A 21,278-nucleotide genomic window follows, 5' to 3' on the forward strand; every position below is an offset into this window, starting at 1 on the left:
GCGACCTCAGGGTGCGCGTCGCCCGAATGCCGACATTCCGTAACCCCGTCGCTCCGGCGTCCGTTCCCGGGCCATGCCCCGGTTCACCGTGATCGTCCCCGTGCACAAGGTCCAGGCGTCCCTGCGGAGGTGTCTGGAATCCGTGCTCACGCAGTCCTACGACGACCTCGAAGTCATCGCGGTGGACGACGGATCGCCTTCGGGCTGCGGCTCCGTCCTCGACGCGTGTGCCGCACGCGACCGGCGCGTCATCCCTCTGCGGCTGCCGGGGGGCGGTGGCGTCGGCGGGGCCCGCAACGCCGGACTCGCCCGTGCGTCCGGCGACTACCTGATCTTCCTCGACGGCGACGACGTCCTCGTCCCCGGGGCACTCCGGGCCGTCGCGGACCGCATCACAGAGACCGGCGAGCCCGACGTCCTCGTCTACGGCTTCGCGTACACGGACCGTAGAGGCCGCGCCGTGCAGCGCGACGACGCCGGGCTGCTGTCCGAGGAGGGCTCGGCGCCCTTCCCGCCCTGCGGACGGCCCGGACTACTGCACCACCCGGCAGCGGCACGGAGCAGGGCCTACCGCAGGGGGTTCGTCGAGCACAACGGTTTCGCCTTCCCGCCGGGTCCCGGCCCGGACGCCGCCTGGGGCTGCCCGGTCCTGGTCTGCGCGCGCACGATCGCCACGCTCGACCGGGTGTGCGTGCGGTCCCGTGCACGGCGGCGGGGCGTCGCCCTCGGCGGCGTGCACGCCGGCGTCCCGGCCCGGGACCGGCGCGCCGTCGCCGCGTCGCGTCCGGGCGCGCGGACGGGACGGCCCGCCGTGCTCCTGCGCCGGCTGTCCGGACGGGTCACGGGCCGGGCCGCCGCCACCAGCCGCAGGCTGCGGCGCGGCGGTGCGACGTCCCTGCAGCACACCCTCGACCGGTACCGGCGGCGGCACGGTCGGGCCGCGGTCACCCCGGTTTGGCCGTGGGATGCCCGGGCGCGCACCTCCGGCCACCGCGCCCACCGGACACGGCACGCCGCGAGGACGCTGCGGGCGGCCCTGGGACGCGGCGCGGCCACGGCATACCGGACGCTGGTGCGGGCTGTGCTGCGCGCCCAGGAGGGATTCCAGCTCCGGTTGCCCGTCGGGCCCCGCCTCGCGGTCTTCACCGCGGATGGGGGCGCGTTCCCCGGTGCCGGACCGGGTGCGATCGGTGCCACCGCCCGGGAGCTCGCGTCCCACCTGCGCGCCGCGTGCGCGGCCGGAGTGCAGCGGCGCCGTGGGCTGCCGCCCCGGGTCCGGAGGCTGTTGCGGCAGGACGCGGCAGGACGCTGGTCCGCCTCGGCCCGCACGACCCACACCGGCCGGGGCGGGGACCTCGGGGCGCCGGGCGACGGTGCACTGCTCAGCGCCGGTCCCGTCCGGTACGACACTTCCCTGTTCGGTCCGCCCGCCGCTTCGGGTCCCGCGCCGCGCGGGCGCCGCACGGCGGCGCGCGGCGGGGGTCACACCGTGTCGGACTCCGTCGACGGGGGCTACGGCCTGTCCGCCCAACGGCGCTCTTCCGTGCGGGAACGGGCATTCCCGAGCGGGTACACGACGCTCGCCCAGGGCTCCCCGCGCAGCGAAGTGCTGCGGAGGGCCACCGAGGGCGATGTCGCCGCGCTGCGCGAGGAGCTCGGCATCCCCAAGGGGTGTACCGCCCTGCTGTACGCCCCCGCGCACCGCGACCGCCGGCGCCCGCGGCTGCCGGGTCCCGACCTGGACCGGGTCCGTCGCGTCCTGGGGCCGCGTTTCGTCGTGCTGACCCACGAGGGAACGGGCCGGCATTCGATCGAGGCCCTGTGCCTGGCCGCGGACGCGCTCGTCACGGGCTTCTCCTCACTGATGTTCGACTACGCGAGCCTCGACCGGCCGATCGTCGTGTACGCCGGCGATTGGGAGGCGTACGAGGCAGCCCGCGGCACCTACGTCGACCTGCGTTCCTGTCCGCCGGGCCCGATCGTGCGCACGGAGGACGAGTTGATCGGCGTCTTCGCGAGCGGCCGGTGGCGGGGCTCGCACTCGGCACAGCTGCGGGCGTCGTTCCGCGCCCGGTTCTGCCCGTACGACGACGGGCGCGCGTCGGGGCGTTCCCCTCGTCCCGGCGGCCCCGCGTCCGTTCCGTTCGACGAACGCCATCCGGCGCCGGTGGCCGCCCCGGTGACGGCCCCCTTCCCGTCCCACGTCCATCGCTGAGCCCCGGAGGGCACACCGACCCGGGAGGCGTGAGGGCACATCCGTGTCCCGGGTCCTACCGACCGGACCCGGCCGACGGTGCCGGTCACGTGCGGGAGAGCGCGGCGACCGCTGATACGGCGAGGTCGTCGAGGTACCCCTCGGGCAGGTCGCCACGCACCACTACGAGCCGCCAGTAGAGCGGGCCGATGATCAGGTCGAGCGCACGGTCGGGGTCAGCACCCTCGGGCAGTTCGCCACGGGCGACCGCGTCCCGCACCACCACCGCGGCGACCCCCTGCTGGCTGTCGAGCAGGGCAGCCTTGATCGCATCGGAGATCTCCGGGTGGCGGGCCGCCTCGACCAGGAGGTCGGGGATGACCTGAGAGGCGACGGGGTGGCGCAGGGCGTGCGAAGCGACTTCGAGCAGGGCACGGACGTCCCCGTAGAGGGAACCCGTCGCGGGTGCGGGCAGCCCCTTCGCGGCGAATGCCGAGACCAGGTCGAGGACGAGGGAGAGCTTGGACTTCCAGCGCCGGTACACGGCGGTCTTGCCGACGCCGGCCCGACGGGCGATGCCCTCGATCGACATCCGTGCGAAGCCGACCGCGGCGAGTTCCTCGAAGACGGCGGCACGGATGGCTTCGGTCACGTCCTCCCGGAGCACTGCGGCTCCCGCGGGGGCACGTCGTGGGGTCCCAGGGTCCGTGGTCATGCGCATGAGCATACCCGTCACGACGGGACGGTTGCGTTGCGACGTTGATCGGCCATACTCTCCCCGTAGCGACGAAACGGGTCCGTTCCGTCGCGATGACCCCTGCCTCCGGCGAAAGCGAGCGAGTGACAGCGTGAGCAGTGCGACGATCAGCAGTCCGGCGCCACTGGCGGAACCGGAGGAAAGCCTGGCGGAGTACGCCGCCCGTCACGGCCTGACCGTGAGCGGGGCGCGCCCCACGCTCGGTGCGTACGTCCGTCAGCTGTGGTCGCGTCGCCACTTCATCTCCGCCTTCGCCACCGCCCGGCTCACCGCCCAGTACAGTCAGGCGAAGCTCGGCCAGGTCTGGCAGCTGATGACCCCGCTGCTGAACGCAGCGGTCTACTACTTCATCTTCGGCGTGCTGCTCAATACCAGCCGCCACGTCGCCGACTTCGTGCCGTTCCTGGTCACCGGCGTATTCATCTGGACCTTCACGGCCAACTCGATCACCACCGGGACCCGGGCCATCTCCGGCAACATCGGGCTCGTCCGAGCCCTGCACTTCCCGCGCGCCTCCCTCCCGATCGCCCTCGCCCTGCAGCAACTACAGCAACTGCTGTTCTCGATGGGCGCGCTCGTCGTGATCCTGGTGCTCTTCGGCGCGTACCCCAGCTCCTCCTGGCTCCTGGCCATCCCCGCCCTGATGCTGCAGGCCGTCTTCAACACCGGCGTCTCGATGGTCTTCGCCCGTCTCGCCGCGCGCACCCCCGACATCGCCCAACTGATGCCGTTCCTGCTGCGCACCTGGATGTACGTGTCCGGCGTCATGTGGAGCATCCACGCGGTGCTCAAGGGCCACCACCTGCCGCACGCCGTCATGCTGGCGCTGCAGTGCAACCCCGCAGCCGTCTACATCGACCTCATGCGCTTCGCCCTCATCGACAGCTTCACCGCCGCCCAGTTGCCGCCGCATGTCTGGGCGGTCGCCGCCGGCTGGGCGCTGCTCCTCGGCGTGGGCGGTTTCCTGTACTTCTGGCAGGCGGAGGAGAGCTACGGCCGTGGCTGAACAGACCACCCGGACGCCCACCGTCGTAGCCGACGGTGTCCACATCACCTACCAGATCAACGGCGCGAAGAAGGGGCGGGGCAGTGCCACCGCCGCCCTGAGCCGGATCCTCTCCCGCCGCCCGGAGCAAGCGGGCGGCCGCGTGGTGCACGCCGTCAAGGGCGTCAGCTTCACCGCCCACAAGGGCGAGGCGATCGGACTGATCGGCTCCAACGGCTCGGGCAAATCCACGCTCCTGAAGGCGATCGCAGGCCTGATGTCCCCGGCCAAGGGCAAGATCTACACGCGCGGCCAGCCCTCGCTGCTGGGCGTGAACGCGGCACTCATGGGCGATCTGACCGGAGAGCGCAACGTCATCCTCGGCGGCCTCGCAATGGGGATGACCCGCGAGGAGGTCCAGGAGCGCTACGAGGAGATCGTCGACTTCTCCGGGATCAACGAGAAGGGCGACTTCATCTCGCTGCCGATGCGCACGTATTCGTCCGGCATGGGCGCCCGGCTGCGCTTCTCCATCGCGGCTGCCAAGAGCCACGACGTCCTGCTCATCGACGAGGCGCTCGCGACCGGTGACGCCAAGTTCCAGCGCCGCAGCCAGGAGCGGATCGCCGAACTGCGCGAGGAGGCCGGCACGGTCTTCCTCGTCAGCCACAGCAACGCGGCGATCACCACGACGTGCGACCGCGCCCTGTGGCTGGAGTCGGGAACCCTGCGGATGGACGGCCCCGCGCAGGACGTCGTCGCGGCGTACGAGGCGTTCACGCAGAAGAAATAGCAGGAATTCCTCACACGACGGGGTGCGGGTGCGGGTCTGCCGGGTCGCCGTCGCACCCGCACCCCAGCCCGCACCTCGACCCCGGCCGCCGTCTTCCTCGCAACCCGGCTCGCGGTGCCGGTCCTCCTCGCACAGGACGACCTCGGCGCCGGGATGCGTCTCCCGCGAGGTACGTGCTCCATGCACGCTGGTACGGGCAGCCCAGCCGGGGATCCTCCCCCGTCGGGAACCCCACCCGGCATTGCCCACCGGGTGCCGCGGCTGTTCCTCACCCCGGCGCTCGCGCCCTGGCTCAGCTACTCCAGGCGTTCGCAGCCGTGACGCTACTCGCCGACGCGGCCGCCACCGTCGCCCGCGTCAGGTCCGGGGCTCACCATCGAGGACAGCGAGGAGCGCGGCGGCTCGTCCTGCGCGACGTGCTGCGCACCGCGGCGCCCCGGCTGTCCTGGCGGCGGCTGTGACGAGGGGCGCCCACCAGGGTGGGCGCCCCTCGTCCCGCGGCCGCCGGCCTCGCCCGGCCGGCCGGCCGACGGATCAACTACGCGTGCGCAGCAGCTGACGCATCGTCCGCATGGCGACCGACAGGTTCGCCAGGTCGAACGTGTCGGAGCTCTGGATCTCCTCCAGCGTCGTCCGCGCCCTGCCGAGGATCGCGGCGTTCTTCTGCTCCCACTGTTCGAAGCGCTCCTCGGGCGCGGACGAGCCGTTGCCGACGGCCAGCACGTCCGCGGTCAGGGCGGCGTGCGCCGCGTACAGGTCCTCGCGGATGGAGGCACGGGCCATGGACTGCCAGCGGTCGGCCCGCGGCAGCTCGATGATGCGGTCCATCAGCTCGGTGATCCGCAGCCGGTCGGCCAGGTCGTAGTAGACCTCGGCAACGGCCAGCGGGGCCTTGCCCGTGCGATCGGCGATCGCGACGATGTCGAGGATCGGGAAGGCGGAAGAGAATCCGGCGACCCGCGTGGCCAGGCTCTCGGGGACGCCCGCGGCCGTGAACTCCTCGAGCTGCCCCTGGTACCACTCCAGGTCCAGGCCGCGCAGCACCTTCGGCAGCTCGCCCCACACCTGTTCGACGCCCGAGGAGAAGAAGTCGATGGTCTCGGTGAGCTCCAGCGGCTGCGGCCGGTTGCCGAGCAGCCAGCGGGTGCCGCGCTCGACGAGCCGCCGCGAGTGCAGCCGCATCCGGGTCTGCACGTCGGCCGCGACCTCGTTGTCGAGCGCCTCGACGGCATCCCAGACCGCGCCCAGACCGAAGATCGCGCGGGCGGCGGTCTGCGCCCTGACGATCTCCTCGATCGACGCCCCGGTCTCCTCCCGCAGCCGGTGCAGGAACGTTGACCCACCGGTGTTCACGGTGTCGTTGACCAGCACGGTCGTCACGATCTCGCGGCGCAGCGCGTGGCCGTCGACCGCCTCGGAGAACTTCTCCCGCAGCGGCTTCGGGAAGTACGCGTGCAACAGCCGGCGCAGGTACGGGTCGTCCGGCAGCGAGGTCCCGATCAGTTCCTCGGCCACCGTGATCTTGGTGTAGGCGAGCAGGACGGCGAGTTCCGGCTGGGACAGACCCTTGCCGTTGTTCAGCAACTCGCGGACCTGCCGGTCGTTCGGGAGGAACTCCAGCGCCCGGTCCAAGGCGCCTTCCCTGCCGAGCCGGCGCATGAACCGCGTGTGGGCGTGGAGCAGGCTCGGCGACTGGGCCACGGCGTTGGCCAGCGCCACGTTCTGCGCGTAGTTGTTGCGCAACACCAGCGTGCCGACCTCGTCGGTCATCGCGGCGAGCAACTTGTTGCGCTGCTTGACCGTCATGTCGCCTTCCGCGACCAGCCCGTTCAGCAGGATCTTGATGTTCACCTCGTGGTCGGAGGTGTCCACGCCCGCACTGTTGTCGATGGCGTCGGTGTTGACCCGACCGCCGCCGCGCGCGAACTCGATGCGTCCGAGCTGGGTCAGGCCCAGGTTGCCGCCCTCGCCGACGACCTTGACCCGCAGGTCGTCGCCGTCGACGCGGATGGCGTCGTTCGCCTTGTCGCCGACGTCGGCGTTGGATTCGCCGGAGGACTTGACGTACGTACCGATGCCGCCGTTCCACAGCAGGTCCACCGGGGCCTGGAGGATGGCCTTCATCAGCTCGGCCGGGGTCAGCTTGGTGACGCCCGGCTCGATGCCGAGGGCCTCGCGCACATGGGCGTTGACCGGGATCGACTTGGCGCTGCGGGGGTGGATGCCGCCGCCGGCGGACAGCAGCTCCGAGTTGTAGTCGGCCCACGACGAGCGGGGCAGCTCGAACAGCCGGCGGCGCTCGGCGTACGAGACCGCCGCGTCGGGCTCCGGGTCGATGAAGATGTGCCGGTGGTCGAACGCCGCGACCAAGCGGATGTGCTCGGACAGCAACATGCCGTTGCCGAACACGTCACCGGACATGTCACCGACGCCGACGACCGTGAAGTCCTCGGTCTGGGTGTCGTGGCCGAGCTCGCGGAAGTGCCGCTTGACGGACTCCCAGGCACCGCGCGCCGTGATGCCCATGCCCTTGTGGTCGTAGCCGGCCGAACCACCGGAGGCGAACGCGTCGCCGAGCCAGAAGTTGTACGAGAGGGCGACCTCGTTGGCGATGTCCGAGAACGTCGCCGTGCCCTTGTCGGCTGCGACGACCAGGTACGTGTCGTCCTCGTCGTGGCGCACCACGTCGTGCGGCGGCACGACCTCGCCCGCCACCATGTTGTCGGTGATGTCCAGCAGCGCCGAGATGAAGGTGCGGTAGCTGGCGATGCCCTCGGCGAGCCAGGCGTCACGATCCACCGACGGATCCGGGAGCTGCTTGGCGACGAAGCCACCCTTCGCGCCCACCGGCACGATCACGGTGTTCTTCACCATCTGCGCCTTGACCAGGCCGAGGATCTCCGTACGGAAGTCCTCGCGCCGGTCGGACCATCGCAGACCACCGCGCGCGACCTTGCCGAAGCGCAGGTGCACGCCCTCGACCCGGGGCGAGTACACCCAGATCTCGTATGCCGGGCGTGGCGCGGGCAGGTCCGGGATGGCCTGCGGGTCGAACTTCATCGACACGTAGGCGTGCGGGGTACCGCCTCCCGCCTCCTGGAAGAAGTTGGTGCGCAGCGTCGCCTTGATGAGCGTGAGGAAGGAGCGCAGGATGCGGTCCTCGTCGAGTGACGCGACCTGGTCGAGCGCGGCGTCCAGTTCCTCCATCAGGGCGTCGATCAACTCGGTGCCGGCACGCTGGCGGTCCGGGGCCATCCGGGCCTCGAACAGGTTGATCAGCAGCCGGGTGGTGTGGACGTTGTTGAGGAGGGTGTCCTCCATGTAGTCCTGGCTGAAGGTCGATCCGGCCTGGCGCAGGTACTTGGCGTAGGCCCGCAGCACCACGGCCTCGCGCCAGGTGAGCCCGGCGCGCAGCACCAGCGAGTTGAACGAGTCGTTCTCCGCCGCCCCGGTCCACACGGCGGAGAAGGCGTCCTGGAACCGCTCGCGGGCGTCGTCGCCGATGTAGTCGCCGCCGTTGCCCGCGGGCACGGGCATCCGCAGGCCGAAGTCGTAGATCCACGCGTGGGTGCGGTCCGCGCAGCGCAGCTCGTACGGCCGTTCGTCGATGACCTCGACGCCGAGGCGGTTGAGGACCGGCAACACGGAGGACAGGGAGACCTGGTCCCCCATCCGGTAGATCTTGAACCGACGCTCGCCGGGCGCCGCACCGACGGGCTCGTAGAGGGAGAGCGCGAAGTCCTTGCCCGAACGGGTGAGCTGCTCCAGGTGGCAGAGGTCGGCGACCGCCGCGCGCGGCGAGTGGTCGGCCTTGTAGCCCTCGGGGAAGGCGTTGCCGTAGCGGCGCAGCAGCTCGGCGGCGCGCTCCTCACCGGTCTCTGCGTTGAGCGCCTCGGCGAAACCGTCGGCCCAGGAGCGGGCGGCCTCGACGAGCCGGGCTTCGATGCGCTCCCGGTCGGCGTCGGTGAGCTCGGAGAGCTCGGTGCCGGACGCCACGCGCACCACGAAGTGCAGCCGGGTCAGCACCGATTCGGTGCTCATCAGGGTGAAGTCGACGCTGGTGCCGTCGAGCTCCTCCATCAGGATGCCGGTCAGACGTTCGCGGACGGTGGTGTTGAAACGGTCGCGCGGCAGGTAGACGAGCGCCGAGTAGTAGCGTCCGTACTCCTCTTGACGCAGGTACAGTCGCAGCCGCCGCCGCTCCTGCAGGTAGAGGACGCTGGTGACGATCTCGCGCAGCTTCTCGGGCGGGGTCTGGAACAGCTCGTCGCGCGGGTACGTCTCCAGGATCTGCAGCAGATCGCGGCCGTCATGGCTGTGCGGCGAGAAGCCGGCGCCGTCGAGGACCTCGGCGACCTTGCGGCGGATGACCGGGACACGGCGCACGGACTCGGTGTACGCGGCCGAGGAGAACAGCCCCAGGAACCGGCGCTCTCCGATGACGTTGCCCTGGTCGTCGAACTTCTTGACGCCGACGTAGTCCAGGTAGGACGGGCGGTGCACGGTGGCGCGGCTGTTGGCCTTGGTGAGGATCAGCAGCTTGTGCTCCCGGGCCTTGGCACGGGCGTCGGCGGGCAGCCGGTTGAAGGAGGGGCTCACGGGGTGGCCGTGGGCGTCGTCGCCGCTGTGGTCCGGGTCGGAGCGCAGGATGCCGAGCCCGGTGCCGGGGACGGCGGACAGCGCATCGCCGTCGACCAGGGTGTACTCGCGGTAGCCGAGGAAGGTGAAGTGGTCTTCGGCGAGCCACCGCAGCAGCTCGCGCGCCTCGTCGACCTCGCCGTCGCGCAGGTCGTCGGCGGTGGGCTCGCCGGGCAGTTCCTCGGCGATGCGCAGTGCGGCTTCGCGCATCTTCTCCCAGTCCTCCACCGCCTCGCGGGCGTCGGAGAGGACACGCAGCAGGTCGGCGGTGATCTGCTTCAGGTCGGCGCGGTCGGTCTCGCGGTCGATCTCGACGTGGATCCAGGACTCGACGAGAGCGTCGTGCGGCAGTTCCACACTCTTGCGGGCGCCGCTGCGCGTGTCGTAGCCACCGGTCAGCACCTCGATGAGCCTGCCGGTGACGTCACGGCGCACGACGACCTGCGGGTGGATCACGACGTGGATGCCGCGGCCCTGACGGGACAGCTCGTTGGTGACGGAGTCGACGAGGAAGGGCATGTCGTCGGTGACGACCTCGACGACGGAGTGGCTGGACGTCCAGCCGTTCTCCTCGACGGTCGGGGTGTGCACGCGGACGTTGGCCGTCCCCTGCGGGCGGTTCTCCGCCAGCCGGTAGTGCGCCACGGCGGCACCGAACACGTCCTCGGGGTCGCGGTCGGCAAGGTCCTCGGGAGCGGTGTGCAGGTAGTAGCGCTGGAGGTAGGCGAGGAGATGGTCCTGATCAGGACGCCCCCCGCCGTCGGGCCCAGTCGGAAGTCGCCCCCCGCCCGGGCTGTGCTCAGCTACCCGGGCGGCCCGTTCGAGCAGCTCGGCCTTGGCTTCGTCCAGCTTGGTCTGCATGTCCTCTGGCTCCTGTCGCGCGCCGTTGCGTGACGTCGGTGGAAAAGAAGGCACAACGCCACGAAACGGGGTGTCCGCTCGGCTTCGACGTTATGCCGGGGTGAGAGGTGTCCGGGCCGAAATCGGCCAAGATGGGCAGGGGACCCGGAACGGGACCGCGACGCGGTCCACCATGTCCGTACGGGCCGCGGAGAGGCGCGGAACCGCAGGGAAGATCAGCTCGCACCCGGCCGCTGTGGCGTTCCGGGCGCGATCCGGGGGCTTCGGTGCCCCCGAGGCGTATCGCGCTGATCACGCCATAAGGCTATCGCCCCGCACCCCGGCCCCGTCATGAGCCGTATGTGTACAAAAGTGGGGCCGGAAGTTTGACACTCTGGACAGCGACACGTGGCCCCTTGGCAAACAACCGCCAGGGAGGCAGGTTGACGGTGTGGGGCCGAAGGCCGACAAATCAATATAAGAAATACGATACAGGGGAGCAGTAGCCATGAGCGTGAAGGTCCTGATCGTCACCGGCGACGCAGCCGAGTCCCTGGAAGTCCTCTACCCCTACCAGCGGCTGCTCGAGGAGGGGTACGAAGTCCACGTCGCAGCCCCGGCCCGGAAGAAGCTCCGGTTCGTGGTGCACGACTTCGAACCCGGCTTCGACACCTACACCGAGAAGCCCGGCTACACCTGGCCGGCGGACCTGGCCTTCTCTGAGGTCGATCCGGGCGCCTACGCGGCAGTCGTCATCCCGGGCGGCCGCGCCCCCGAGTACCTCCGCAACGATCCGGAACTCCGCAAGATCCTCAAGTCCTTCTTCGACGCCGACAAGCCCGTGGCCCAGATCTGCCACGGTCCGCTGCTGACGGCCGCGACCGGCAGCCTCACCGGGCGCAGGGTGACGTCCTACCCCGCCCTCGAACTCGACATGCAGGCGGCCGGCGCCTCTTTCCAGGACGCCCAGGCCGTGGTCGACGGCACCTTGATCTCGTCCCGGGCCTGGCCCGACCATCCCGCCTGGATGCGCGAGTTCCTCAAAGTGCTGCGCACCAAGGCGCCGGCGACCTGACGCTCGGGGAAGCATGTCGGGCACCGGCGGGCCGGCACCTTCACGAGTGCCCGTCTGACGTCCGGAGGCACGCCGATCGACATGCGCATCGTGCGCCGGCGGACCGACCCGCCCGGAGGCACGTCAGAGCCCCGGCACCGCGTGGGCGACGCCCGAGCCCGCCGGCTCACGGGCCCGAGCGGAGGCTCTCCTGGATGCGGGGCGCCGGCGGGTACGGCTAGGCCACCAGTTCCTCGGCGACCGCCACGGCCTCCGCGAGAGTGTCGACGACCGGCACCCTCGCCGACTCCAAGCTGCTCCTGCTGTGGGATCCGCCGGTGTAGAGCACGGCCTTCGCCCCCACGTGCGCCGCGGCGACGGCGTCGTCAGCCGCGTCGCCGATGACCACGATGCGGTCCGCCCTGACGCCTTCCAGCGCCGCGAGATGCCGCACCATGTGCTCCGTCTTGCCGGCGTGCGACCCGCCCGTCCTGCCGTCGACGCGGACGAAGTGCTCCTCGATGCCGTGGCGCCGGACGATCGGCACCAGGTGCTCGTGGGGGGCGAGCGACAAGAGCGACTGCGTGTGCCCCTCGGATCGGCGCTCGGCAAGCAGCTCCGCCGCGCCGATGGTGAGCCCGCACGCCTCGGCCCGCAGCCAGTAGTGCCTGTGGAAGACCGCGTCCATGATCGCCCACTCGTCGTCCGTGGGCAGCCGCCCCATCAACCGCTCGTAGAAGAGCGGCACCGGCACGCAGTACAGGTCCCGGTAGCGCTCGAGCGTGATCGGGTCCAGCCCCAACTCCGCGAACGACGCGTTGGTCGCCTCGATGACCGCGTGGATGTCATCGAACAACGTGCCGTTCCAGTCCCAGACCAGATGCGCGGTGTACTTCCCCATGCCTAGCAACGGTACCGGGCGGGTGTGACGGCCGGAGCCGTGGACCGGGCCCGCGGGGGTCAGCCGATGAGCCCGGGGATCTCCTGGACCCCGAACCAGAGCAGCTCGTGGTCCTCCGCTCCGTCGACGACGAACTGGGCGTCGTCGTCCCCGTGGTCCGCCGCACCCAACGCGTCCGCCGCCGCGGCCACGTCGGCACCGGCCTCGTCGGAGTCCGCGTGCACCGAGGCGGCTTCGGTGAGCGGGACCGACGACGCGATCCGCACCTCGCCGAGGGACGTCGACCCCAGCATCGGCCCGGGGTCCGTGCTCGTGGCGCCGTCCGGTACGTCAACGGCCACGACGACGCGGCGGCGCGGCGCACCCGGATCACCGGCCAGCAGCCGCAGCGACGCGGCCGCGGCCCGGTTCAGCGCGGCGTACTCGAGCTCCTCGATGTCGTCGGAGACGTACCACTCGCGCAGGGCGGGCGTCACCGCGTAGGCGGTCAGCGGGGCGGGACCGAACTCGCCCGCCTTGTACGCCTCTGCGAGACCGGGGAGGGTCAGGGGGACGTAGACGCGCATGGCTGGCCGCTTTCGTAGTCGGGTGAGCACCTAAGGATACGTGCGGAGTCCCCTTTCGGACTTCCCCTTGCAGTGGCCCCGGCGTCAGCACGACGCCCCCGGCGGCCACCCGGTTCGGCCCCACAGGGCGCTTCCCTCACCCGGATAGGTGCATTTTCCGGGCCCTCTCCGCCCGATCCACCGTGGTTTGCGACGGCCGTCGGCGCCCCGTACAAGATCCCCACACGAAGTTACTTGTGAGTATCGGAGGGCGACGACCATGCAGCACATCCCTGGCAGGACGCGCACCGGCCCCGGGAACCGCCATGACGGACGCGGCCCCGGCCGGGCCCAGCGCGGCCCCGTACCGTCTCCCACGGGCCGCTCCCGCCTGCCCCGCTACTGGTTCGCCGAACGCCTGCTGTCAGTCCTCAGCGGCCATCGGCCGGTCCACTGGATGCTCGGCCACACCATCGGCGACGCCTACGAATCCCTCGTACGACTCGCCCCGGCCACCCCGCTGCGATCGAACGGCCCGCGACCGGTCGTCCGCCACTGCGACGAGTACGTACCGCGCCCCGGCGTCATCGAGGCCTTCGCCCGTATCGCCACCGGTGACCGGGTGCGCGCCATGGCCTTCCGGCTGGAGAGGGGGCACGACCTCCGCTGGCGTTGCGCCGCCGTGGAACTCGGCGGCGAACGCATCACGGTCGACGCCGGGTGACGCCACCGCTCGGGACGGGAGCGGCGCAGAGCCAGGCGCGCGCCGACGGCGCACGGACCGAGGGAGCGGGGAAAAGCGCACGTCGGCTCCGACCCACCGGCGCGGCGGCCGGCAGCCACCACGAGCCGGGCGCCACGCCGCCACGAGCCCGGGCCGTGCCGCGTCCGTCCGGCGCCGGGTACTGCGGCCCGGACGCGGCGGAGGCCGGACACCCACCGGGACGCTGTTGGCGAATCCCTGGCCCTTGATACTTCGCCCCGTCGTTATGCGGCGGGGCGAAGCGCTGCCAGGGGGCTGGTCCGGATGTGGGCGCGGGGTTGGTCGGTAAGCCAGGCGTTGATGCGGATGAGGTTGATCGCGGCGCCGGTGAGCTGGTGCTGGAGGCTGGTCTTGCCGAGTCCGCGGTGGCGGGATCTGCGCAGGCCGCAGGCTTGTACTCCTTGGGAGATGGTTTCTTCGATCCCGGCACGGATCTGTAGCGGTCCTTCCACGCGTCGGTCGCCTGAAGGTTCCGGGCCTGATGGAGGGCTTCGTATTCGTGGCGGGGCCGCAGGGTGATCTCCCGGCGCTGGGCCTTCGGCGAGCTGACACAGCTCCGGAGTGTGGGGCAGGTGCGGCAGTCCGCCGGCGAGAAGCGAACTCGGATCACGGGCAGGTGTTCTTCGGAGCGGCGGTTGTGCCACTGGGTGCTGGTGATCCCGTTCGGGCAGGTCACGTGCTGGTTGTCCCAGTCGATGGTGAAGGCGTCCACTTCCAGTCGATCCGGGCCCGCACCGCCTCAGCGGCCTGCCGGTCGGTCAAACCCTCCACGAACTGCAACACCAGCACCATCGCCAGACGCCCCGGTGACCAGGCAGGCTTCCCCCGCACCGGGAACAAGTCCGCGAACTGTTCATCCGTGAACAGAACCCCCAGCTCATCGCGGACCCGGATCGCCAGACTGCCCTTCGGGAAGGCCGCCCGTGCCACCCGCACCGTCTCCACCGGGATCTCCCCCGGCCCCCGCGGCTGCACCGACATCGACACCCTCCCCAAACGACAACGTCGGCTCCCAAGACCACAACCAGGTCTTGGGAGCCGACGTCACGCGAGAGCCGGAATTAACCAACAGCGTCCCACCCGGCGCCCAGCCCCTCACCCCACGCCTACGTCGCACGTGCTCCGCGCGCCGGCGGCGTCACTTCTTGCGTCGGCGCCCTCCGGCGCTCTTCTGGGCCTTGCGGCGCTCCGCACGCGTCAGACCGTCCGACTCGGACCGTGCGGACCCGTCGCCGTTGACGAAGTCGCCTTCGACGATGCCGCCGTCGCCGTCCACCTTGGGTGCGGTGAAGTGCAGCCGGTCCGGGCGCTGCGGCGCCTCCAACCCCTTCGCACGGATCTCGGGGCGCGCGCCCGCCGGAACGGCGTCCTCCTTCGCGAGGGAGGGCTTCTCCCCGGCGTCCTGCACCGGGACCTCCTCGACGTGCTGCTCGACCTGGACCTCCAGGTTGAACAGGTAGCCGACGGACTCCTCCTTGATGCCCTCCATCATCGCGGTGAACATGTCGAAGCCCTCGCGCTGGTACTCGACCAGCGGATCCTTCTGGGCCATCGCCCGCAGGCCGATGCCCTCCTGGAGGTAATCCATCTCATAGAGGTGCTCACGCCACTTGCGGTCCAGGACGGACAACACCACGCGCCGCTCCAGTTCGCGCATGATGTCCGACCCGAGCTGCTTCTCGCGCTCGCTGTACTGCTGGTGGATGTCGTCCTTGATCGTCTCGGCGATGAACTCGGCAGTGATTCCGGCCCGGTCGCCGGCCGCGTCCTCGAGCTCCTCGATCGTCGCATCCACCGGGTAGAGCTGCTTGAACGCACCCCACAGGCGGTCCAGGTCCCACTCCTCGGCGAATCCCTCGACGGTTTCCGCCTGGATGTACGCGTCGATCGTGTCGTCCATGAAGTGGCGGATCTGCTCGTGCAGGTCCTCGCCCTCCAGGACGCGGCGGCGCTCGCCGTAGATGACCTCACGCTGCCGGTTGAGGACCTCGTCGTACTTCAGGACGTTCTTGCGCGTCTCGAAGTTCTGCTGCTCGACCTGCGACTGCGCGGAGGCGATCGCACGCGTCACCATCTTGTTCTCGATCGGCACGTCGTCCGGCACGTTGGCCATCGCCATGACCCGCTCGACCATCTGCGCCTTGAACAGCCGCATCAGGTCGTCGCCCAGGGAGAGGTAGAAACGGGACTCGCCCGGGTCGCCCTGACGGCCGGAACGGCCACGCAGCTGGTTGTCGATGCGCCGCGACTCGTGGCGCTCGGTACCCAGCACGTAGAGCCCGCCGAGATCCTTGACCTCTTCGAACTCGGCCTTGACCGCCTGCTCGGCCTTCTCCAATGCGGCGGGCAGCGCCGCAGCCCACTCCTCGACGTGCTCCACCGGGTCCAGCCCCCGCTGACGCAGCTCCGCCTCGGCCAGGTCGTCGGGGTTGCCGCCCAACTTGATGTCGGTGCCGCGGCCCGCCATGTTCGTGGCGACGGTGACGGCACCCTTGCGGCCCGCCTGGGCGACGATGGTCGCCTCGCGGTCGTGCTGCTTGGCGTTGAGGACCTCGTGCTGGATGCCGCGCTTGCTCAGCTGCTGCGAGAGGTACTCGGACTTCTCGACCGACGTCGTGCCGACGAGGATCGGCTGGCCCTTCTCGTGCTTCTCCGCGATGTCGTCGACGACCGCCTCGAACTTGGCGACCTCGGTGCGGTAGATCAGGTCCGACTGGTCCTTGCGGACCATCGGCCGGTTCGTCGGGATCGGGACGACGCCCAGCTTGTAGATCTGCTGGAACTCGGCGGCCTCGGTCATGGCCGTACCGGTCATCCCGGAGAGCTTGTTGTAGAGGCGGAAGAAGTTCTGCAGGGTGATCGTGGCGAGGGTCTGGTTCTCGTCCTTGATGTCCACCCCTTCCTTCGCCTCGATCGCCTGGTGCATGCCCTCGTTGTAGCGGCGGCCGGCGAGGATACGGCCGGTGTGCTCGTCGACGATCATGACTTCGCCGTCGATGACGACGTAGTCCTTGTCCTTCTTGAAGAGCTCCTTGGCCTTGATGGCGTTGTTCAGGTAGCCCACCAGCGGGGTGTTCACCGACTCGTAGAGGTTGTCGATGCCCAGCCAGTCCTCGACCTTCGAGACGCCGGGCTCGTGGATGGCGACGGTGCGCTTCTTCTCGTCGACCTCGTAGTCGCCGGTCTCCTCGATGCCCTTCAGCGGGTTGCCCGGCTCGCCCTTGGTGAGGCGCGTGACCAGCTTGGCGAAGTCGCCGTACCACTTGGTGGCCTGGTCCGCCGGGCCGGAGATGATCAGCGGCGTACGGGCCTCGTCGACGAGGATCGAGTCGACCTCGTCGACGACCGCGAAGTTGTGGCCGCGCTGGACGAGCTCGTCCTTGGACCACGCCATGTTGTCGCGCAGGTAGTCGAAGCCGAACTCGTTGTTCGTGCCGTACGTGATGTCGCAGCCGTACTGCTCGCGGCGCTGCGCCGGCGTCATGTTGGCGATGATGCAGCCCACGGTCAGGCCGAGGAACTTGTGCACCCGGCCCATCAGCTCGGAGTCGCGCTCGGCCAGGTAGTCGTTGACCGTGATCAGGTGGACGCCCTCGCCGGAAAGCGCGTTGAGGTACGCCGGCAGCGTGCCGACCAGGGTCTTTCCCTCACCGGTCTTCATCTCGGCCACGTACCCGAGGTGCAACGCCGCGCCGCCCATCAGCTGGACGTCGTAGTGGCGCTGGCCGAGCACGCGCTTGGCGGCCTCGCGGACGGTCGCGAACGCTTCGGGCAGCAGGTCGTCGAGGCTCTCGCCGTCGGCGTAGCGCTCCTTGTACTCATCGGTGAGCGCCCGCAACTCGGCGTCGGTGAGGTTGACGAAGTCCTCTTCGATGGAGTTGACCTGGTCCGCGATGCGGTGCAGTTTGCGCAGGATCTTGCCTTCGCCTGCACGCATGAGCTTGTTGAAGACGGACACTGAGGCTGGTCTCCTTGCCGGTCGGGCCTGGCACTGGGTCTTGTCGGACACTGGCGCGGGCACGGCAGGTGGGCCCCACCGCAACGGCCATCGTAAGCGAGGACCCCGCCGCGCCGGGAGGTCCTCCCTCGGGGCACGCCCAACGTGTACCCCGGGCACGGGCCGGCTGCCGCTCACCAGGAGAACGCACGCGGGGCGCGGAAGGTGCCGCCGTTCCCGAAAAGTGTTCGCACGGGCCACGGAGAGTCACGAGAATCCCCGTATGCAGCCCATCACCCTCGTCACCGAGCGACTACGGATCGTCCCCTTCTCGGCGGAGGACGCGGAAGAGGTCCGCGCGGCCTGTCAGGACCCCGACATCCAGCGCTGGATCCCCATCCCTTCACCGTACGAACTCCGCGACGCGGAGGAGTTCGTCGGGCTGACGGTGCCGGAGGGCTGGCGCAACGACACGGAGTACACACTGTCCGCGCGCCCTCGCGACGGCGGTCCGCTCATCGCGTCGACCAGCCTGCACCACCCGCGGTCGGGCTCCTGGGAGATCGGCTTCTGGACGGCCAAGGAGCACCGGGGCAAGGGTTACGCGACCGAGATCACGCTGGCCATGGCGCGCTGGGCCTTCACCGAGCTGGCGTGCACCCGTCTGGAATGGCGGGCCGAGGTCGGCAACGCAGGCTCGCGCGCCGTCGCCGAGAGGGCCGGGTTCACGGTCGAGGGCGTCCAGCGAGGGGGCCTGGAGAGCAGGGGGACGATGCGGGACTGCTGGGTCGCCGCGCTGCTCCCGTCGGACCTGGGCCTGCCGTGCCCCCTTCCGTACCTTCCCGCGCGAGTCTGAACCGCCGTCCGCCGGTGGACGGGCCCCATGGGCCCGGCCGAGGGCGACGACGGCACGAGCGGCGCCCGGGTGCCACGGGCTCCCGGCCGGGGCGGGGTGATCCCCTGTTCAGGCGGGTTGTCAGAGGCGCCGTCTAGGGTGCGGACCATGACCACTGCGCCGCCGCCCACTGCCGAGTTGTCCGCCGATGAAGCCCGTCGCATAGCCCTGCGCGCACAAGGGTTCCTGGGCGCGCCCGACCGCCGCGGTGGGGTGCGGGGTGTGCTGCGGCACCTCGGAGCCGTCCAGTTGGACACGATCTCGGTGCTCGCACGCTCGCACGAGTTGGTTCCGTACGCCCGACTCGGCGCGGTGGGTCGCAGGGCCGTTGAGGACGCGTACTGGACGGCGGCCGACGGAGCCCCTCGGCCGCGGCCCCAGGCGTTCGAGTACTGGTCTCACGCGGCCTGCGTCCTCCCCGTCGAGGAATGGCCGCACTTCGCCTTCCGCCGCCGCGCCTACCGTGCCCGCCCCCACTGGGGCCACACGCTTCCGGACGGCGCGTACGAGACGGTGATCAAGCAGTTGCGCACGGAGGGGCCGCTGACCGCCACCGAGCTCGGCGGCGCGAAGAACGGCGGCCCGTGGTGGGACTGGTCGGAAGCGAAGGTCGCCGTCGAGCGGGCGCTGATGTACGGCGAGGTGGTGTGCACCGAGCGGCGCGGCTGGAAGCGTGTGTACGACCTCGCCGAGCGGGCGATCCCCGACGGGCTGCTCCACGACGATCTGGACGATGCGGAGTGCGTGCGCCGGCTGGTGCAGTTGGCGGGCCGTTCCCTCGGCGTGGGCACCCGTGCGGACATCGCCGACTACCACCGGCTCAAGGGCGAGCAGTTCGACGCCGCGGTCGCGGACTCGGGCCTGGTGCCGGTGCGCGTGGAGGGCTGGGACAAACCGGCCTGGGCCGATCCCCTGGCATTGGCGACCGAGCCGCGCGGCAGGCACCGTACGACGCTGCTGTCACCGTTCGACTCACTGATCTGGGAACGGGCACGCACGGAGCGGATCTTCGGTTTCAGCCACCGCCTGGAGGCCTACGTCCCCAAGCCGAAGCGGGTGTACGGATATTTCGCGATGCCGCTGTTGTCGGGCGGCAGGCTGCTCGGGCGGGTCGACCCGGCCCGAGAGGGCACGACGCTGGTCGCCAAGCAGGTGTCCCTGGACACCCCGAAGGCCGTGCGTCCCATGGCTGAGGCGCTGCTCGAGGCTGCCCGGTGGGTGGGATGCGACACGGTGCGCGTCGAGCACGTGGACCGCCCGGAGCTGACGGCGCCCCTGGTCGCCGCTCTCACCTGAGCGTCCCGAGCGGTCAGCGGATCTCGAGGATCTTCTCCCGCATCGCGTACACGACGGCCTCCATGCGGGAGTGCAGCTGGAGCTTCTCCAGGATGTTGCGGACGTGGTTCTTCACCGTGTTCTCGGAGATGAACAGCTCCTTGGCGATGTCCCGGTTGTTCATCCCGGTGGCCACCAGCTTGAGGACCTCCAGCTCCCGGTCGGTGAGCCGGGGGGCGGGTACCAGCCGGCGCTCGTCGGTGCGCTGGATCATCGACTTGAACTCGGTCAGCAGCTTGGACGCCATGGACGGGCTGATCTGCGACTGCCCGTCGGCCACCGCGCGGATCGCCGTCGCCACCTCGTCCGTCGAGATCTCCTTGAGGAGGTAGCCGGTGGCACCGGCCTTGATCGCCTCGTAGAGGTCCGCCTCCTCATCGCTGATCGTCAACATGATGATCTTCGCGCTGGGGGCGACCTCTTTGATGGAGGTACATGCCTCGATCCCACCCCGCTTGGGCATGCGCACGTCCATCAGCACGATGTCGGGCAGCAGATCGGCCGCCTTGTCCACCGCTTCCGCCCCGTCCCCGGCCTCGCCGACGACCTGGATGTCCTCTTCGTGCGCGAGGACGATCTCCAGCCCTCGGCGGAAGAGCGCGTGATCGTCCACCACAAGCACCCGGATCGGCTCCTTGTGGGACGCGTCCCGCCCGGCACCGGGCGCACCGGCCGCGCCTCCGGCGTCATCCGCATGCTGTACCGGTCCGAAGCTGTCCGCCATCGTTCCTCCCCCTGAGGCCGTGGCCCTTGGTTCATCTGCGGTCTGCCAACCACAGTCCACTGCGCACCGGTTGGCTCGGACCGCCCATGATTTCATGCCAGCTCGTCACAGGGGCGGTCCTCCGGTGGCACAAAGGCGCCCCTGGGGGCGCAAAGGGCGCTCCAGGGGCACCGGGGTAGGAAGGGATCAGCCGCCGAGCGCACCACCGGCGCCGCCCGCCTCGCGTCCCGCGAGCGGATCGGTCTGCAGGTGGATCACGCCGTAGTCATAGGCATGTCGCCGGTAGACGACACTGGGCTCCTTGGTCTCGGAGTCGACGAACAGATAGAAGTCGTGCCCGACCAACTCCATTTCGTACAGCGCCTGGTCGAGCGTCATCGGGGCGGCGACGTGGTTCTTCTCCCGCACCACCAGCGGCCCTTCGCCCTGCACCTCGAGCGAGCCGATCCTGGTCGTCGGAATGGATTCCGCAGGTTCCTCGGTGACGGGCTCACCGCTACCGTTCAACTGGGCCACGCCAGGGACGACATCGGCGACCTCTGCCGCCGAAAGCCGGCCATTGCCCCGGCGGGTGTGGCGCTTGTCGTGCTGCTTGCGCAGCCGCCCCTCCAGCTTCGCCGTGGCCAGATCGAGCGCTGCGTACGGGTCGCCGGCAGCCGCTTCCGCCCGGATCACGGGGCCCCGCGAATGCAGTGTGATCTCCACGCGGTCGGAACGGTCGGCCTGCCGCGGGTTGTGCTCTTTGGACACCTCGACGTCGAGGCTGATCACCTTGCCGTCGAGCTTCTGGATCTTCTCCAGCTTCAGCTTCTCGGCCACGTGCTTGCGGAACCGCTCGGGCACCTCGGTCTTGCGGCCCTTGACGACGATGTCCACGCAGAACTCCGTTCCCGGATCGCTCCGCTCCCACGGCGGAG

The 21,278-nt window shown here is 70.3% G+C and carries 15 protein-coding genes and 1 pseudogene; 8 read left to right on the forward strand and 8 right to left on the reverse strand.

What is annotated here, in order from left to right; all coding sequences use genetic code 11:
• The first annotated feature begins 73 nt into the window (after positions 1-73).
• A complete protein-coding gene (locus ACFXOM_RS17910) occupies positions 74-2,215 on the forward strand; it encodes a CDP-glycerol glycerophosphotransferase family protein (RefSeq protein WP_385038412.1) in 2,142 nt (713 codons plus the stop codon).
• Between the two features lie 85 nt (positions 2,216-2,300).
• Here the strand turns inward: ACFXOM_RS17910 and ACFXOM_RS17915 are convergent, their stop codons facing one another.
• On the reverse strand, positions 2,301-2,921 hold the full coding sequence (locus ACFXOM_RS17915; protein ID WP_384931553.1) for a TetR/AcrR family transcriptional regulator: 621 nt from the start codon (positions 2,919-2,921) through the stop codon (positions 2,301-2,303).
• 121 nt (positions 2,922-3,042) lie between these two features.
• On the opposite strand from ACFXOM_RS17915, the gene ACFXOM_RS17920 reads away from it, so the two are divergent.
• From ACFXOM_RS17920 to ACFXOM_RS17930, 3 genes are all read left to right on the forward strand, one after another.
• On the forward strand, positions 3,043-3,957 hold the full coding sequence (locus tag ACFXOM_RS17920) for an ABC transporter permease (protein ID WP_384931042.1): 915 nt from the start codon (positions 3,043-3,045) through the stop codon (positions 3,955-3,957).
• Positions 3,950-4,729 carry an ABC transporter ATP-binding protein gene (locus ACFXOM_RS17925; RefSeq protein WP_385038415.1) on the forward strand — a complete coding sequence of 260 codons (780 nt, stop codon included), beginning with the start codon at positions 3,950-3,952 and terminating at the stop codon, positions 4,727-4,729. The genes ACFXOM_RS17920 and ACFXOM_RS17925 overlap by 8 nt, the downstream gene beginning before the upstream one ends.
• Before the next feature lie 317 nt (positions 4,730-5,046).
• A complete protein-coding gene (locus ACFXOM_RS17930; protein WP_384931037.1) occupies positions 5,047-5,190 on the forward strand; it encodes a hypothetical protein in 144 nt (47 codons plus the stop codon).
• A 73-nt stretch (positions 5,191-5,263) separates the two neighbouring features.
• Here ACFXOM_RS17930 and ACFXOM_RS17935 read toward each other — a convergent pair whose 3' ends face one another.
• Positions 5,264-10,228, reverse strand: a complete 4,965-nt coding sequence (locus ACFXOM_RS17935; RefSeq protein ID WP_385038418.1) for an NAD-glutamate dehydrogenase — start codon at positions 10,226-10,228, stop codon at positions 5,264-5,266.
• A gap of 487 nt (positions 10,229-10,715) precedes the next feature.
• Here ACFXOM_RS17935 and ACFXOM_RS17940 point away from each other — a divergent pair, with 487 nt between their 5' ends.
• Positions 10,716-11,282, forward strand: coding sequence for a DJ-1/PfpI family protein (locus ACFXOM_RS17940; RefSeq protein ID WP_384931033.1), 567 nt, complete (start codon positions 10,716-10,718; stop codon positions 11,280-11,282).
• 217 nt (positions 11,283-11,499) lie between these two features.
• Here ACFXOM_RS17940 and ACFXOM_RS17945 read toward each other — a convergent pair whose 3' ends face one another.
• On the reverse strand, positions 11,500-12,162 hold the full coding sequence (locus tag ACFXOM_RS17945) for an HAD family hydrolase (RefSeq protein WP_385038420.1): 663 nt from the start codon (positions 12,160-12,162) through the stop codon (positions 11,500-11,502).
• Positions 12,163-12,221: 59 nt separating this feature from the next.
• On the reverse strand, positions 12,222-12,728 hold the full coding sequence (locus ACFXOM_RS17950) for a DUF6912 family protein (protein WP_384931025.1): 507 nt from the start codon (positions 12,726-12,728) through the stop codon (positions 12,222-12,224).
• Positions 12,729-12,987: 259 nt separating this feature from the next.
• Between ACFXOM_RS17950 and ACFXOM_RS17955 the strand changes: the two genes are divergently transcribed.
• Positions 12,988-13,431 (forward strand): Rv3235 family protein, encoded by a 444-nt coding sequence (locus ACFXOM_RS17955; RefSeq protein ID WP_384931022.1) that lies wholly within the window; start codon positions 12,988-12,990, stop codon positions 13,429-13,431.
• Between the two features lie 263 nt (positions 13,432-13,694).
• Here ACFXOM_RS17955 and ACFXOM_RS17960 read toward each other — a convergent pair.
• A pseudogene (locus ACFXOM_RS17960) lies at positions 13,695-14,451 on the reverse strand (transposase).
• A gap of 157 nt (positions 14,452-14,608) precedes the next feature.
• Positions 14,609-17,428, reverse strand: coding sequence for a preprotein translocase subunit SecA (gene secA / locus ACFXOM_RS17965; RefSeq protein WP_384931019.1), 2,820 nt, complete (start codon positions 17,426-17,428; stop codon positions 14,609-14,611).
• A gap of 262 nt (positions 17,429-17,690) precedes the next feature.
• Here secA and ACFXOM_RS17970 point away from each other — a divergent pair, with 262 nt between their 5' ends.
• Entirely contained in the window at positions 17,691-18,263 is a 573-nt protein-coding gene (locus ACFXOM_RS17970) for a GNAT family N-acetyltransferase (RefSeq protein WP_385038423.1), read from the forward strand.
• 147 nt (positions 18,264-18,410) lie between these two features.
• A complete protein-coding gene (locus tag ACFXOM_RS17975; RefSeq protein WP_384931014.1) occupies positions 18,411-19,598 on the forward strand; it encodes a winged helix-turn-helix domain-containing protein in 1,188 nt (395 codons plus the stop codon).
• A gap of 13 nt (positions 19,599-19,611) precedes the next feature.
• Here ACFXOM_RS17975 and ACFXOM_RS17980 read toward each other — a convergent pair whose 3' ends face one another.
• A complete protein-coding gene (locus ACFXOM_RS17980; RefSeq protein WP_384931011.1) occupies positions 19,612-20,361 on the reverse strand; it encodes a response regulator in 750 nt (249 codons plus the stop codon).
• 186 nt (positions 20,362-20,547) lie between these two features.
• Positions 20,548-21,237 carry a ribosome hibernation-promoting factor, HPF/YfiA family gene (gene hpf, locus ACFXOM_RS17985; protein ID WP_384931009.1) on the reverse strand — a complete coding sequence of 230 codons (690 nt, stop codon included), beginning with the start codon at positions 21,235-21,237 and terminating at the stop codon, positions 20,548-20,550.
• Positions 21,238-21,278 lie beyond the last annotated feature (41 nt).

It is taken from the genome of Streptomyces sp. NPDC059169 (assembly GCF_042755225.1).
Classification (GTDB): domain Bacteria; phylum Actinomycetota; class Actinomycetes; order Streptomycetales; family Streptomycetaceae; genus Streptomyces.